The 15,593-nt window shown below is 64.4% G+C and carries 12 protein-coding genes; all 12 read left to right on the top strand.

What is annotated here, in order from left to right; genetic code table 11:
- The first annotated feature begins 110 nt into the window (after nt 1-110).
- Nucleotides 111-1,196, top strand: a complete 1,086-nt coding sequence (locus ACSYG9_RS02370) for an ABC transporter ATP-binding protein (protein ID WP_454842843.1) — start codon at nt 111-113, stop codon at nt 1,194-1,196.
- A gap of 8 nt (nt 1,197-1,204) precedes the next feature.
- A complete protein-coding gene (locus tag ACSYG9_RS02365; RefSeq protein WP_440125638.1) occupies nt 1,205-1,996 on the top strand; it encodes an ABC transporter permease in 792 nt (263 codons plus the stop codon).
- Nucleotides 1,997-2,000: 4 nt separating this feature from the next.
- Nucleotides 2,001-2,861, top strand: coding sequence for an ABC transporter permease (locus ACSYG9_RS02360; RefSeq protein WP_440125637.1), 861 nt, complete (start codon nt 2,001-2,003; stop codon nt 2,859-2,861).
- Nucleotides 2,858-4,228, top strand: a complete 1,371-nt coding sequence (locus tag ACSYG9_RS02355; protein ID WP_440125636.1) for an MCE family protein — start codon at nt 2,858-2,860, stop codon at nt 4,226-4,228. Before ACSYG9_RS02360 ends, ACSYG9_RS02355 begins: the two co-directional genes overlap by 4 nt.
- Nucleotides 4,225-5,304: an MCE family protein gene (locus ACSYG9_RS02350; RefSeq protein WP_440125635.1), complete on the top strand. Its 1,080-nt coding sequence runs from the start codon at nt 4,225-4,227 to the stop codon at nt 5,302-5,304. Before ACSYG9_RS02355 ends, ACSYG9_RS02350 begins: the two co-directional genes overlap by 4 nt.
- Entirely contained in the window at nt 5,301-6,299 is a 999-nt protein-coding gene (locus tag ACSYG9_RS02345) for an MCE family protein (protein WP_440125634.1), read from the top strand. Before ACSYG9_RS02350 ends, ACSYG9_RS02345 begins: the two co-directional genes overlap by 4 nt.
- Nucleotides 6,299-7,561, top strand: coding sequence for an MCE family protein (locus ACSYG9_RS02340; protein ID WP_454841030.1), 1,263 nt, complete (start codon nt 6,299-6,301; stop codon nt 7,559-7,561). The genes ACSYG9_RS02345 and ACSYG9_RS02340 overlap by 1 nt, the downstream gene beginning before the upstream one ends.
- A gap of 29 nt (nt 7,562-7,590) precedes the next feature.
- Nucleotides 7,591-8,892 (top strand): MCE family protein, encoded by a 1,302-nt coding sequence (locus ACSYG9_RS02335; RefSeq protein WP_440127505.1) that lies wholly within the window; start codon nt 7,591-7,593, stop codon nt 8,890-8,892.
- Complete coding sequence (locus tag ACSYG9_RS02330; RefSeq protein ID WP_440125632.1) at nt 8,889-10,136, top strand: MCE family protein; 1,248 nt, start codon at nt 8,889-8,891, stop codon at nt 10,134-10,136. The genes ACSYG9_RS02335 and ACSYG9_RS02330 overlap by 4 nt, the downstream gene beginning before the upstream one ends.
- A 47-nt stretch (nt 10,137-10,183) precedes the next feature.
- On the top strand, nt 10,184-10,786 hold the full coding sequence (locus ACSYG9_RS02325) for a hypothetical protein (protein ID WP_454842841.1): 603 nt from the start codon (nt 10,184-10,186) through the stop codon (nt 10,784-10,786).
- A gap of 73 nt (nt 10,787-10,859) precedes the next feature.
- Nucleotides 10,860-11,711, top strand: a complete 852-nt coding sequence (locus tag ACSYG9_RS02320) for a hypothetical protein (RefSeq protein WP_454841028.1) — start codon at nt 10,860-10,862, stop codon at nt 11,709-11,711.
- A gap of 359 nt (nt 11,712-12,070) precedes the next feature.
- The gene (gene rpoB, locus ACSYG9_RS02315; protein ID WP_440125630.1) at nt 12,071-15,577 is read left to right on the top strand and encodes a DNA-directed RNA polymerase subunit beta; all 3,507 of its coding nucleotides are present in this window, start codon (nt 12,071-12,073) and stop codon (nt 15,575-15,577) included.
- Nucleotides 15,578-15,593 lie beyond the last annotated feature (16 nt).

Here is a 15,593-nt window from a genome sequence, read left to right as displayed (position 1 = left end):
TTGATTTGCCAACTTACTCACGAGTAGTATTCACTGTCACAGTTACCACTTCGATGCGATAGAGTGGCCCAACCCACAGGGGTGGATGGCGTCGAAACAGTGTGGAGGTAATCGTGGGTGTAGAGGTTTCTGTCGAGGGATTGACCAAGTCCTTCGGCTCGCAGCGGATCTGGCAGGACGTATCGCTGACGCTTCCCGCCGGTGAAGTCAGTGCCCTGCTCGGTCCGTCCGGTACGGGTAAGTCGGTGTTCCTCAAGTCACTGATCGGTCTGTTGCGACCCGAACAGGGTTCGATCGTCATCGACGGCACCGACATCCTGCAGTGCTCGAGCAAGGATCTGTACGAGATCCGGAAGCTGTTCGGGGTGCTGTTCCAGGACGGCGCTCTGTTCGGGTCGATGAACCTGTACGACAACGTGGCCTTCCCGCTGCGTGAGCACACCAAGAAGTCCGAGTCGGATATCCGCAAGATCGTGATGAGCAAGCTCGAACTCGTGGGTCTGCTCGGTGCGGAGGACAAGCTTCCCGGTGAGATCTCCGGCGGCATGCGCAAGCGCGCAGGCCTGGCCCGCGCGCTGGTGCTCGATCCGGAGATCATTCTGGTGGACGAGCCGGACTCGGGTCTCGATCCGGTGCGCACGACCTACATCTCGCAGACTCTGATCGATATCAATGCGGAGATCGATGCCACGATTCTGATCGTGTCGCACAACATCAACCTGGCTCGTACGGTGCCGGACAACATCGGGATGTTGTTCCGCAGGCAGCTGGTGATGTTCGGTCCGCGCGAGGTGCTGCTCACATCCGATGAACCGGTGGTCAAGCAGTTCCTCAACGGCACGATGATCGGTCCGATCGGTATGTCCGAAGAGAAGGACGAAGCGCAGATGGCGCACGAGCAGGCACTCGTGGACGCCGGGCACCACGCAGGCGGTGTCGAGGACGTGGAAGGCATCATTCCGCAGATGCAGGCGACGCCCGGTATGCCGGTGCGTCAGGCGGTGCACCGACGCCAGGATCGAGTCCGTCAGATCCTGCACACGCTCCCGCCCGCGGCCCAGGCTGCGATCGTGGAATCGCTCGAGGAAGAGAGCACGGGGGTGGCCTACCCCGAGCATGACTACAGAGACGACGACACTCAGGTGATCCCCGCGTACTCATCCCAGGGATACGACCAGCCTCACGGCCTTAAGTAGGAGAATAGATGGGGGGAAGTACCTCGCTCGTGCGCCCCGTGCACGGCGCGCTCACCCAAGCCGGAAACATCTTCGAGCTGTTCGTCGACGTTGTTCGCAACACCTTCCGGCGTCCGTTCCAGTTCCGGGAATTCATCGAACAGGCCTGGTTCATCGCCAGCGTCACGATCCTCCCCACCGCGTTGGTGGCGATCCCGTTCGGTGCTGTTGTGTCGCTGCAGACCGGGTCGCTGATCAAGCAGCTCGGCGCGGAGTCGTTCACCGGCGCCGCCAGTGTTCTCGCGGTGATCCAGCAGGGCAGCCCGATCGTGACGGCATTGCTGATCGCGGGTGCGGCAGGTTCCGCGGTCACCGCAGACCTCGGATCACGAACCATCCGTGAAGAGATCGACGCGATGAGGGTGCTGGGCATCGATCCGATACAGCGACTGGTGGTGCCGCGCGTGCTCGCGATGGTGCTGGTAGCTCTGCTCCTCAACGGACTGGTTTCGGTCGTCGGTATCGCGGGCGGGTACTTCTTCAACGTCATCCTCCAGGACGGAACTCCGGGGGCGTACCTCGCGTCGTTCTCTGCCCTGGCGCAGCTTCCCGACCTCTACGTGGCGGAACTCAAAGCTGCGGTCTTCGGCATCATCGCCGGTGTCGTCGCGTCGTACAAGGGACTGAATCCGGGTCCCGGCCCGAAGGGCGTGGGCGAGGCGGTGAACCAGACCGTCGTCATCACGTTCCTGTTGCTGTTCTTTGCAAATCTGATCCTGACGATGGTGTATCTGCAGGTCGTTCCGGCGAAGGGGTCGTGAAGCGATGACAATCGCCAAAGGGCGCGGAGATCTCGTACTGATCCGTGGCCGGAAAGTGCTGCGCGCACCCCTGAACATGCTCGACCGCGCGGGCGAGCAGATGTCGTTCTACGCACGGGCGGTCGGATGGATTCCCCGCACCATCACGCACTACCGCAAGGAGGTGCTACGGCTTCTCGCCGAGGTCACCTTCGGCAGCGGTGCGCTCGCTGTGATCGGCGGGACCATCGGCGTGATCGCGATGATGTCCGGGTTCACCGGCGTCGTCGTGGGTCTGCAGGGCTACGCGGCACTCGAACAGCTGGGGTCCTCGGTACTCACCGGCTTCCTGTCCGCCTACGTCAACACTCGTGAGCTTGCGCCGATCGTCGCGGCCCTCGCATTGTCCGCCACCGTGGGTTGCGGTTTCACTGCCCAGCTCGGCGCGATGCGGATCAGTGAGGAAATCGACGCCCTCGAAGTGATGGCGGTTCCGTCAGTGCCGTTTCTCGTGACCACCAGGATGATCGCCGGTTTCGTTGCTGTCATCCCGCTGTACATCGTCGGTCTGCTCGCCGCGTATCTGATGACGCGAGTGATCAGCACCCTGTTCAACGGGCAGTCTCCGGGGTCGTACGACCACTACTTCAATTTGTTCCTGCCGCCGGAGGACGTGCTGTATTCGTTCGCCAAGGTCCTGGTGTTCGCGTTCGTGCTGATCCTCATCCATTGCTATTACGGATTCCACGCGAGTGGAGGCCCCGCAGGAGTCGGCGTGGCCGTGGGGCGTGCGGTACGGACCGCAATCGTCACGATCGCGGTTCTCGATTTCTTCCTCAGTCTTGCTATCTGGGGCACGAGCACGACGGTGAGGGTGGCCGGATGAGCGACACCTCGGTTTTTCGTCGGCGCACACTCGGATTGGTGTTCTTCCTCGTCTTGGCGCTGTTCATCGCAGGCACGATCGCGCTGTACAACAAGACGTTCAAGAAGGTCGTCGAGGTCGAGCTCATCACGGACAGCGTCGGCAACGCCCTGCCCAAGAACGCCGACGTCAAGGTGCGCGGTGTGATCGTGGGAGAGGTGCGCTCGACAAGCGCCGAGGGTGATCAGGTCACCGCACACCTCGCGATCGAGCCCGAGAAAGCCGAGCTCATTCCGGCCAACGCGACCGGGCAGCTGCTACCCAAGACGCTCTTCGGGGAGCGCTACATCTCTCTGATGATCCCGGCCGATCCCGGACGTGCGCTGCAGGCAGGCGACGTCCTGGTACAGGACACGAGCGAGAAGACCGCCGAGCTGGGGGAGGTGCTCGACGGCCTGCTGCCCCTCCTGCAGGCGATCCCCCCGCAGGATCTGGCGAACACACTGGGCGCACTCGCGCAGGGGTTGAGCGGACGAGGCGAGACCCTCGGCCGGACGGTCGACAACCTCGAGCGGATATTCCGAGAGGTCAACGTGGAACTACCTACGCTGCAGGAAGACCTGCGCGGCCTCGCCGATTTCACACAGACCTACTCCGAGGCAGCCCCGGACCTCATCAACGCGCTCGACAACCTCCGGACCACCGGCGCGACGATCGTCGAGGAGCAGAACCAGATCCAGACCCTGCTTGCCACCGCGACCGGCGCGTCCGCATCGACCGCAGATTTCCTCCAGACCAATGCGAACTCCCTGATCAGTATCTCCGCGGATTCGAAAGAAGCATTGCAGTTGCTCGCTCGGTACTCGCCGTCGTTCCAGTGCACGTTCCGGGGCTTCGCCGAAGCAAAGCCCGCCGCGGTGGAACTGCTTGCCGCCGACGACCCGTTCCCCGCCGCGCGCGCGAACATCCAGTTCACCAATCCCAAGGGTCGTTACCTGCCCAACCAGGACGAACCGCGTCTGCTCGACACCCGCGGTCCGGCCTGCTACGACCAGGTGACGGAGCCGGGTAGATTTTTCCCGCAGTATCCAGGCGGCTCGATCAACGACGGTTCCTATCAGGTTCCCTCCCGTAATCCGGGACCCGCGTCGATCCCGATGTTCCCGGCCCCCGAAGGCTCGGGGGTGCCCGACGACGTGAGCACCATCATCGGACTTTCGGGTTCGGACTCCGCGACCCCGGTCTCGTACGAAGGTTCACGTGCCGAGCAGGACACCCTCGACGTGATCTACGGCCAGGCCACCGGTATTGCACCGCAGGATGTCCCGGCGTGGACGACGCGGCTGGGCGCTCCTGCACTCCGCGGCGCGGAGGTGAGCTTCCAGTGAGAGGTCTTGCTGCACCGCTGACCAAACTGATCGTGTTCGCCGTGGTCACCATCTTCGCGACCGGTGTCCTTGCAGCCACCATCGCGAGCGTCGGAGGGGCCGGAGGAACGAAGTTCCACGCCGTGTTCTCCGACGTCACCTCACTCAACGAGGGCGACGATGTGCGCATCGCCGGTGTGAAGGTCGGGCAGGTGAACGAGATCGCGATCGTGAACGAACGTGAGGCCCGCGTGACGTTCTCCCTCGATCAACGCGACTGGCTTCCCGCGACATCGACCGCAGCTCTGCGTTTCCGCAATCTGGTCGGCCAGCGATACATCGCGCTGGGACAAGGCGAGGGCGACCAGGGGCAGCGCATGACCGAAGGGGAGACCATTCCCATCGAACGGACGCGGCCTGCCGTCAACCTCACCACATTGTTCGACGGATTCCGTCCACTGTTCCAGACGCTCAGCGCCGACGACGTCAACAAACTGTCGTTCCAGATCATCCAGGTATTCCAAGGCGAAGCAGGAACCATCGACGATCTCGTGCGCAGCACTGCAAGTCTGACGAACACGATCGCCGACAAGGACGCGGTGATCGGTGCCGTGATCGACAACCTGAACACCGTCCTCACCACGATCGACGAGCGGGACGAACAACTCGACTCGCTCCTGGTGAATACACAGGCACTCGTCAGTGGGCTGGCCGCTGATCGCGACACGGTGGGTTCGTCGGTGCAGTCCCTCGCGGGCCTGACCGATGCGGTGGCGGACGTGCTGGAGCCGACACGCTCGTCGGTCACCCAGTCGATCACCGCCCTGAACGAGCTGACCGGCAACCTCAACGCGAACAGCGGTGAGGTGAACGATGTGCTCGCCAACCTGCCCGTCAAGCTCGAGAAGCTCGGCCGTGTCGCCAGCTATGGGTCGTGGTTCCAGTTCTACCTGTGCGGTATCGACATCATCGCTGGGCCCGGTTCGGTGCCGTACCTGAATCTCCCCACAGGGCTACCCACCGTGAACCAGCCCATCTATACGAATGCGGCGCAGCGATGCACGCAGGAGGGGATGCAGGAGTTGCAGGGACGATGAGCAAACGCCGCAGTCCGGCAGCCGCCGGTGCCCTGGGCATCGTCGTGATTCTGCTGGCGACACTGTCCGCATTCTTCCTCGATTCGTTGCCGATCATCGGAGCCGGAGCGACCTACAAGGCCGAGTTCAGCGAGGCAGCCGGACTCAAGCCCACCAACGAGGTGCGCATCGCGGGCGTCAAGGTGGGCACGGTCAGTGCCGTCGAACTCGAAGGGGATCGCGTCGTCGTGTCCTTCCGGGTTCAGGACGCGTGGGTGGGAGACAATACCTCGGCATCGATCCAGATCAAGACGATCCTGGGGCAGAAGTATCTCGCGTTGAATCCGAGTGGCGCCGAGGTCCTCGACCCGGACGATCGGATTCCGCTCGACCGCACGGTCTCGCCGTACGACGTGATCGAGGCGTTCTCGTCTGCGGCCACGACGCTCGGCGACATCGACTCCGACCAGCTTGCAACGAGTTTCGAGACGCTGGCCGGCGCATTCTCCGAGACTCCCGACGACATTCGCGCGTCACTCGACGGTGTGAGCAGGCTGTCGGAGACGATCGCGAGCCGCGACAAGGAACTCAAGCGGCTGCTCGAAGCCACGGGCAACGTGTCGCAGATTCTCGCCGACCGGAACACCGAGTTCAATCGTCTGCTCAGCGACGGAGCCCTGCTGATCACCGAGCTCAACAACCGTCAGCAGGCGATCTCGCAGCTGCTCGACGGGACCAAGCGGCTCTCGACGGAACTCTCGGCCCTCGTGGTCGAAAACCAGGAACAGATCGGTCCCGCCCTGGAAAACCTGCGTGGAGTCGTCCAGATCCTGCAGGACAACAACGACAACCTCGACAGGGCCATGAAGCTGTATGAGCCGTTCGTGCGTCTGTATGCCAACGTCGTCGGCAACGGGCGCTGGTTCGACCAGGTGGTCGTGAATCTCACGCCGCCCGGTCTGCCCGAGATTCCGGGATACCGCGAGCCGGGTCGCACCCTGGGAGGGGGGAACTGATGGCACACGCAGACAACGCCGACTCCCCGAACCAGGCCGGTCGTCGACGCATTGCGTTCATCGCGCTCGCAGTGGCTGTGGTACTCGTGGTCGCGGGCGCCCTGTGGTGGGTGTTCACCCGCGCTGGAACGACTACTGTCACTGCCTATTTCGACAAGGCCGTCGGCATCTACGAGGGATCCGACGTCCGGGTCCTCGGTGTCGAGGTCGGCAGCGTCACCTCGGTCGAACCTCAGGGAGAGGTCGTCAAGGTCGACATGCGCGTCAATCGTGGGGTGGACATCCCGGCCGACGCCAGGGCAGTGCAGATCACCCCGTCCGTCGTCGCCGATCGCTACGTTCAGCTCACCCCCGCCTACTCCGGTGGTGAGACGATGAGCGACGGCGCCGTCATCGACCGGGAACGAACGGCTACCCCTGTCGAGGTCGATGAGTTGTACGCGAGCATCGACGAACTGGCGCGGGCGCTCGGGCCGGAGGGCGCGAACGCCGACGGTGCGCTGACCGAATTCGTCGAGGTCGGTGCCGAGAACCTCGAAGGAAACGGTGCGGCTCTCGGCCAGAGCATCGACGAATTGTCCGCTGCCGCTCGCACACTCAACGAGTCGCGCGGAGACCTCTTCGGAACCATCGAGAACCTCCAGGTCTTCGTCAGTGCGCTCGCCGCCAACGACCAGCAGGTACGGCAGTTCAATACCCAGCTCGCCGACCTTTCCGGCTTTCTCGCCGGGGAACGCCAGAACCTCGGAGAAGCGCTGGAGCAGCTTTCCATGACGCTCGGGGACGTCACGACGTTCGTGCGCGACAACCAGGAGGCGGTCAAAGACAATGTCGACGCGCTGGTTCCTGTCACCGAGAACCTCGCGAACAATCGTCAGTCACTGGTGAACTCCTTGACGCTGCTTCCGCTCGCGGTGAGCAACCTCGTCAATTCGTACGACGCGGAATCGGGGTCGTTGTCCTCGCGCCTCGTCCTGCCCGACCTGGAGGATCCGGCAGCGGTCCTCTGCAAGCTCATCGACGTGGGCCAGTTGATGCCCGGCGATCCCGAATTCGAAGCGCTCGGACGGCAGATGCAGCCCCTGATCGACCGCTGCGGCGACATCATGGGACAGATCACCGAGGACACGAGGTCGCCGGATCTGATTCTGCCGTTCGGAATCATGAGCGGTGAGAACATTCAGCGGCAGGTCGTCCCGGGCACGGTGCCGGGAGTCGTGTCGCCTCGGCTGGACGTCAGCGGAGAGGGAGGCGGCCTGTGAGGCGCTCGGTGGCCCATGGATGGACGAGCCTGCCGCGTTCGACGGTCGTCGGGGTGGGGGCATGTGTTGTCGCGGTGACGGTCTCGGGCTGTGGCGGCATCTACGACGTTCCGCTGCCGGGCGGGGCCGATCTCGGCGACGAGCCGATCCGGGTCAGCATCGAATTCGACGACGTCCTCGACTTGGTGCCGCAGTCGACCGTCAAGGTCGACGGCGTGCCGATGGGCCGCGTCGAGTCGATCGACGTGGCAGGGGAGGGATGGACCGCCGAGGTCGAGATCGTTCTCAACTCTGCAGCCGACCTGCCCGCGAACACGTTCGCGGTTGTCGAACAGAGCAGTCTGCTGGGCGAGAAGTTCGTGCAGCTCGCGCCTCCGTCGGACGAGCCGGCGACGGGTGAGCTCGTCGACGGCGCCACCATTCCCCTCGAACGGACACGGCATGCGACCGAGATCGAACCGGTGCTCGGAGCACTGTCGCTGTTGCTCAACGGTGGTGGTGTCGGGCAGCTCGCCCCGGTCATCGAAGAGTTGTCGACGGCATTCGACGGTCGGGAGGGCACGACGCGCAGCCTCATCGAGGAAGCCGAATCCCTGATCACCGGACTCGAACAGCAGCGAAACGACATCACCCGCGCGATCGATGGTCTCGATGCGTTGTCCGAGCGGGTCGCCGTGCAGAACGATCAGGTCGCGGCGATTCTCGACGACCTGCCGGTGGCGACCGAGGTGCTCGAACAGCAGCGGCCGGAACTCACGCAACTCCTGGTCCAGCTCGATCGGCTCGGAACGGTCGGGACGGACATCCTCGATCAGTCCAAGGACGATCTCATTGCCGACCTGCTCGCTCTGCGTCCGACCCTTCAGGCACTCGCCGCGTCGGGCGACGACCTCGTACAGTCCCTGTCGTTCGTTCCGACGGTGCCGTTCCCGGACAGTGTCGAAGACATCATCGTCGGCGGTTCGATGAACCTGTTCCTCATCGTCGACCTGCAGATCGGCGACGCACTCGCCTCGCTCGGCGTGGGCCAGGGCGAGCCGGTCTACCGGCAGCCGAAATTCGGAAACCCGAAGCCGGTCGTCGACCCGTCCAATCCCTACTACAACGGAAACGGGCCGCACGTGGGATGGCCGACAGTGTCCTTGCTGCCGGTACTGCCGACCCCGACGTTGCCCGATCTCCTGACCCTTCCCGAAGGTGTCGCGCTGCCGGAGGGCGTCGAAATTCCCGGTATCGGTGAGGCCGGCGGGAGCCGCGCGCCCGCACCGGCCCCGCCGCCCAACCCGCTCGAAGGCTTGATGGATCAGCTCGGAATCGGGGGTGGCCGATGAGATCACGACTGGTGAGGATTCAGCTCGTGGCATTCGTCGTCATCGCGCTGCTCGGCGTGGTGTTCGTGGGGGCCCGTTACGTCCGGCTGGACAATCTCATGGGTTTCGGCCAGTACACCGTCAACGCCCGATTCCCCAGCTCGGGCGGTGTATTCAAGAACGCAGAAGTCACCTACCGAGGCGTGCCGGTCGGCAGGGTGGGCGACCTTTCGCTGACCAGCGACGGCATCGACGTCGAACTGAAACTCGACGACGGAGGGCCGGAGATCCCTGCATCGGCTCAGGCCGTGGTCGCGAACCGGTCGGCGATCGGCGAGCAGTACGTCGATCTGCGGCCGCCCACCGACGAAGGTCCTTATCTCGTCGACGGTTCGATCATCGAGTCGACTGCCGACGACCTTCCGGTGCCTGTCGAAGACCTGCTTGTGAGCACCAACGAACTGACCCGGTCGGTGCCGACGGATGCACTGCACACGGTGGTCACCGAACTCGGCGACGCGTTCGACGGCCGCGGCGACGAACTGCAGGTGCTCGTCGATTCGCTCGCACAGCTCAGTGACTCGGGTGTCGAATACCTGCCGCAGACGGTCACGTTGATCCGCGACAGCAGGACCGTGCTCGACACCCAGTCCGAGCAGTCGTCCGCAATCGAGCAGTTCAGCTCCGATCTCGACCTGATCACCGCGCAGCTGCGCGACAGCGACCCCGACATCCGCCGACTCATCGAGACCGGTACGTCTGCGAGCGAAGAGCTGGGCCGGCTGATCGCGGATTCGGGACCGGGCCTGACCGCGGACTTGACCAACCTCGCTGCGCTCGGCGAGACCCTCGCACCTCAGGCCATTGCACTGCAGCCGCTGCTGGCATTCCTTCCTGCCGTTGCGGCCAGCGCAGGCACCGTTGCCCCGGGCGACGGTACGGTGAGGCAGGGCATCGTGCTGGAGACGAACAACCCGCCGTCGTGCACCCTCGGATACGAGGGCACGTACGAGATCATCGAGCAGATGCGTGCGGAGAACCCGAACTTCGACGATCACGCCCAGGACTTCCCGTTCAACACGGAAGCTTCCTGTGATGCACCACAGGGCAGTGTGACGGGTGTACGCAGCGCGGACCGGATCGTGTTCGCCGACCCCGCGACCATCCAGCCGTGGGATTTCACGCCGAAGAAGGATCCCGACAAGCTCAATCTGAATCCGGTGGCGACGCAGCTGGCGCCGCTTCTCGGAGTCACCCCGAAGTGAGCAGTGAGTAGGTTAGTGGAGTGAGAGCAAGAACCGTCGCCCTTTCGATAGTGAGCGCGCTGGCGGTGGTCGCCCTTGTGGCCGTCGCGTGGTTCGGATTCGGCTGGGCGAAGGCACTGATCGTCGATCGTTCGGTGGCGGACACGCGCGACGCCGCGCTGGCGGGCGCCTTCCAAGCGACGATCAACCTCAACAGTGTCGATGCACAGAATGTCGACGCGTCGCTCGACAACATGCGTTCGTCGATCACCGGAGACGCGTTGCTGGGCGATCTCGCCGCGACGGAGCAGCAGATCCGCGATCAGGTCGCTGCGACGGGAACCAGCATGTCGGCGGAGGTGCTCTTCGGGTCGTTGACCGAACTGAACACCGACGACGATCAGGCGAAAGCGCTCGTCGTGCTCGCGGTGCGCACGACCACCCCGGAGTACTTCACGGTCAACAAGGTTTCGGTGAACGCCTCGATGGCGAAGGACGGCGACGTCTGGAAAGCGGTGACGATCGAGCCTCTCGGCTCGGTCGGCATGGAGGAGGGGCCTGCTCCGGGCGCACAGCCGGCACCGGAGGGGTCTGCACCCGCAGAACCTGCACCTGCCGAATCCGCGCCCGCGGAGCAGGCTCCCGCGCCGAATGGTGTCGCGACACCGTGACCCGCAAGAACGTTTCGACCAGCAGTGACGGCTCGAACGACAGTAGTAGCGAGCCGACGAAGGAGAACGCCTAGTGCCACCGCAGCGACGCAATCCCGGGCCGCCGCGCCGTCGACCCAAGATCGCCGGTGCGTCCCGTCCGAGGACCGAGTCGAGCGCAGGTCCGGTCACCCCCGGCCCCGTTTCTTCGAGTAGCGAATCCGATCGGGTCGAGCCGGCCGGCTCGACCGGTGCGGTCACCGACGGGCCCGACAGAGCGGTAGGTTCCGATCCGTCGAACGGCGCCGACGAGAAGACCGAGATCGATACGGTCGATTCTGAAGGGGCCTCTGCCGCGGGAACAGGCGAGACTCGGCCGTCGGCCGACGACCGGCCGCATCTCACCCCTGCGCTCGATTCCGGCCCCGGGCTACCGGCCGGCGACGTGAAACGGCCGAGTTCGAGCTGGATGCCGGTGCTCGCGGTGGCCCTGGTCGCCGTCGTGCTGGGCGCGCTCGCCGTAGTCGCAGCCTTCCGCCCCGGAGCGTCCGACAGCAATGTCGCGTGGGTCGACCAGGCGGAGACGGCTGCGGTGACCGAGGCTGCTGCGCACGCGATCGAGGCGATGCACGGGTACAACTTCGAGACCATCGACGAGGATTTCGCCGAGATACGCGAACTGCTCACAGACGAGCGCCGTGTGGAGTTCGACTCGACGGCCCAGGTCACCAAGGACGCCGCGGTACAGACCCGCACCGTGACGGAGGTGAATGTGGCGCACATCGGCGCACGGATGATCGACGAGGTCCACGCCGAGGTCGCTGCGTACATCAATGTCAGCGCGACCGGTGACGGAGTGGCACAGGGGAGTGCGGCAGCGCCGCTGCTGGTGCGGATGGAGAAGGCGGATGGCCGTTGGCTGGTCTCGGAGATCCGCGATCAGTAGACGCGTCGCGCCCGGGGCGGTCGCGTTGCGGGTGTGACACCGGGGGCCGATGACTCTTGACGAGAACGACGTGAGACGTCACTCTATCGGTACGCCTGTGCGATACCGACCCCGCAACGTCGCCTCCAGGTTTCTTTGAGGCACCCCCGTGGACATTTCCGTGTGTTCGGTGTAAGTTGGTTCTTTGCGCTGGCTGCCTCCTGTCCACCCCCTGACCTGTGAGCCCGTGAATCGTTCGCCGAGAGCGACTTCATCGGATTCTTCGGCTGGGTTTCAGTTCGGGTTGCGACCAGCCGAAACGCCCCACATGAAGAAGCAGGTACAGCGGCGGTCGCACCGGTTGGAGCGACCCGCGTGAGGTGCTGGAAGGACGCATCTTGGCAGTCTCTAGCCAGACCAAGGCAGTTGCCGGAATCCCCGGAGCCCCGAAGAGGGTTTCGTTCGCGAAAATTCGCGAACCCCTCGAAGTTCCCGGGCTCCTCGATCTACAGACAGATTCCTTCGAATGGTTGATCGGGTCGGAGCGCTGGCGCGCGAAGGCTGCTGATCGTGGTGACGGCAGCGTCGCCGGTGGTCTCGAAGAGATCCTCGCCGAGCTCTCGCCGATCGAGGACTTCTCGGGCTCGATGTCCCTTTCCTTCTCCGATCCACGATTCGACGAGGTCAAGGCCTCCGTCGAGGAGTGCAAGGACAAGGACATGACGTACGCGGCTCCGCTGTTCGTCACGGCCGAGTTCATCAACAACAACACCGGCGAGATCAAGAGCCAGACGGTCTTCATGGGTGACTTCCCGATGATGACCGACAAGGGCACTTTCATCATCAACGGCACCGAGCGTGTCGTTGTGTCGCAGCTCGTGCGTTCGCCCGGTGTGTACTTCGACAAGTCCGTCGACAAGAGCACCGAAAAGGACCTGCACAGCGTCAAGGTCATCCCCGGTCGCGGTGCATGGCTCGAGTTCGACGTCGACAAGCGCGACACCGTGGGTGTGCGCATCGACCGCAAGCGCCGTCAGCCCGTCACCGTGCTGCTCAAGGCACTCGGCTGGTCCACCGAGCAGATCGTGGAGCGCTTCGGCTTCTCCGAGATCATGATGTCCACGCTCGAGAAGGACAACACCGCAGGCACCGACGAGGCGCTCCTCGACATCTACCGCAAGCTTCGTCCGGGCGAGCCGCCGACGAAGGAGAGCGCACAGACGCTCCTCGAGAACCTGTTCTTCAAGGACAAGCGCTACGACCTGGCGCGTGTGGGCCGTTACAAGATCAATAAGAAGCTGGGCCTGAACACCGGCCAGCCGATCGAGGCGTCGACCCTCACCGAGGAAGACATCGTCGCGACCATCGAGTACCTCGTGCGTCTGCACGCGGGTGAGAACTGGATGACCGCTCCGGGCGGTGTCGAGGTTCCGGTCGAGGTCGACGATATCGACCACTTCGGTAACCGCCGCCTGCGTACCGTCGGTGAGCTGATCCAGAACCAGATCCGCGTGGGCCTGTCCCGCATGGAGCGCGTCGTTCGTGAGCGCATGACGACCCAGGACGTCGAGGCGATCACGCCGCAGACCCTGATCAACATCCGTCCTGTTGTGGCCGCGATCAAGGAGTTCTTCGGAACTTCGCAGCTGTCGCAGTTCATGGACCAGAACAACCCGCTGTCGGGCCTGACGCACAAGCGTCGCCTGTCGGCTCTCGGCCCCGGTGGTCTGTCGCGTGAGCGCGCGGGCCTCGAGGTCCGCGACGTCCACCCGTCGCATTACGGCCGCATGTGCCCGATCGAGACCCCTGAGGGCCCGAACATCGGCCTGATCGGTTCGCTGTCGGTGTACGCGCGGGTCAACCCGTTCGGTTTCATCGAGACTCCGTACCGCCGGGTCGTCGACGGTGTCGTCACCGATCAGGTCGACTACCTCACGGCAGACGAAGAGGACCGCTTCCTCATCGCGCAGGCGAACTCGCCGATCAGCGCGGACAACACGTTCGCCGAGGATCGCGTGCTCGTCCGTAAGAAGGGCGCGGAGATCGAGTACGTCGGTGCCGACTCCGTCGAGTACATGGACGTCTCACCGCGGCAGATGGTGTCCGTCGCGACGGCCATGATCCCGTTCCTCGAGCACGACGACGCCAACCGCGCCCTCATGGGCGCGAACATGCAGCGTCAGGCCGTTCCCCTGATCCGTAGCGAGGCCCCGGTCGTCGGTACCGGCATGGAGCTGCGTGCCGCAGTGGACGCGGGCGACGTCATCGTCACCGAGAAGCCCGGCGTGGTCGAGGAGGTGTCGGCCGACTTCATCACGGTGATGGCCGACGACGGCACCCGCCGCACCTACCGTCTGCGCAAGTTCGACCGGTCCAACCAGGGCACCTGCTCGAACCAGCGTCCGATCATCGACGAAGGCCAGCGTGTCGAGGCCGGCCAGGTCCTGGCCGACGGACCCTGCACCGAGAACGGTGAGATGGCGCTGGGCAAGAACCTGCTCCTGGCGATCATGCCGTGGGAAGGCCACAACTACGAGGACGCGATCATCCTGTCGCAGCGCCTCGTGGAAGAGGACGTCCTGACCTCGATCCACATCGAGGAGCACGAGATCGATGCCCGCGACACCAAGCTCGGTGCCGAGGAGATCACCCGCGACATCCCGAACGTCTCGGACGAGGTCCTCGCCGACCTCGACGAGCGCGGCATCGTCCGTATCGGTGCCGAGGTTCGCGACGGCGACATCCTGGTCGGCAAGGTCACCCCGAAGGGCGAGACCGAGCTCACCCCCGAGGAGCGTCTGCTCCGCGCGATCTTCGGTGAGAAGGCGCGCGAGGTCCGCGACACATCGCTCAAGGTTCCTCACGGTGAGACCGGCAAGGTCATCGGCGTGCGCGTGTTCTCGCGCGAGGACGACGACGATCTGCCTCCGGGTGTCAACGAGCTCGTCCGCGTGTACGTCGCGCAGAAGCGCAAGATCCAGGACGGCGACAAGCTCGCAGGCCGACACGGCAACAAGGGCGTCATCGGCAAGATCCTCCCGCAGGAGGACATGCCGTTCCTGCCCGACGGCACGCCCATCGACATCATCCTGAACACCCACGGTGTTCCGCGTCGTATGAACATCGGCCAGATCCTCGAGACTCACCTCGGCTGGATCGGCAAGGCCGGTTGGAACGTGCAGGTCGCCGACGACGGATCACGTCCCGACTGGGCACAGAACCTGCCCGAGGAGATGCTCGCCGCCGAGTCCGACTCGAACATCGCAACGCCGGTGTTCGACGGTGCTCGTGAAGAGGAGCTCACGGGTCTGCTGTCGTCGACGCTGCCGAACCGCGACGGCGAGGTCATGGTCGGTCCCGACGGTAAGGCGACGCTGTTCGACGGTCGTTCGGGTGAGCCGTTCCCGTACCCGGTGGCGGTCGGCTACATGTACATCATCAAGCTGCACCACTTGGTCGACGACAAGATCCACGCGCGTTCGACCGGTCCGTACTCGATGATCACGCAGCAGCCGCTCGGCGGTAAGGCGCAGTTCGGTGGTCAGCGCTTCGGTGAGATGGAGTGCTGGGCCATGCAGGCGTACGGCGCCGCATACACGCTGCAGGAGCTGCTCACCATCAAGTCCGACGACGTGGTGGGTCGCGTGAAGGTGTACGAGGCGATCGTCAAGGGCGAGAACATCCCCGAGCCCGGCATCCCCGAGTCGTTCAAGGTGCTCCTCAAGGAACTCCAGTCCCTCTGCCTCAACGTGGAGGTGCTGTCCAGCGACGGCGCTGCCATTGCGATGGCCGACAGCGACGACGAGGACCTGGAGCGGGCAGCAGCCAACCTGGGCATCAACCTTTCCCGCAACGAGTCGGCCACGGTCGACGACCTCGCGAACTAGGAGCCGAACCGATGCG

The sequence above is a fragment of the Rhodococcus sp. SJ-2 genome, assembly GCF_053750035.1.
Note: the sequence above shows the minus strand (reverse complement) of the source record. Positions and strands in the feature narration are given on the sequence as shown.

What these genes read in the sequence shown, in the direction of transcription:
- ACSYG9_RS02365 (WP_440125638.1), top strand. Translation starts at nt 1,205, where the DNA reads ATGGGGGGAAGTACCTCGCTCGTGCGCCCCGTGCACGGCGCGCTCACC.
- ACSYG9_RS02360 (WP_440125637.1), top strand. Translation starts at nt 2,001, where the DNA reads ATGACAATCGCCAAAGGGCGCGGAGATCTCGTACTGATCCGTGGCCGG.
- ACSYG9_RS02355 (WP_440125636.1), top strand. Translation starts at nt 2,858, where the DNA reads ATGAGCGACACCTCGGTTTTTCGTCGGCGCACACTCGGATTGGTGTTC.
- ACSYG9_RS02345 (WP_440125634.1), top strand. Translation starts at nt 5,301, where the DNA reads ATGAGCAAACGCCGCAGTCCGGCAGCCGCCGGTGCCCTGGGCATCGTC.
- ACSYG9_RS02340 (WP_454841030.1), top strand. Translation starts at nt 6,299, where the DNA reads ATGGCACACGCAGACAACGCCGACTCCCCGAACCAGGCCGGTCGTCGA.
- ACSYG9_RS02330 (WP_440125632.1), top strand. Translation starts at nt 8,889, where the DNA reads ATGAGATCACGACTGGTGAGGATTCAGCTCGTGGCATTCGTCGTCATC.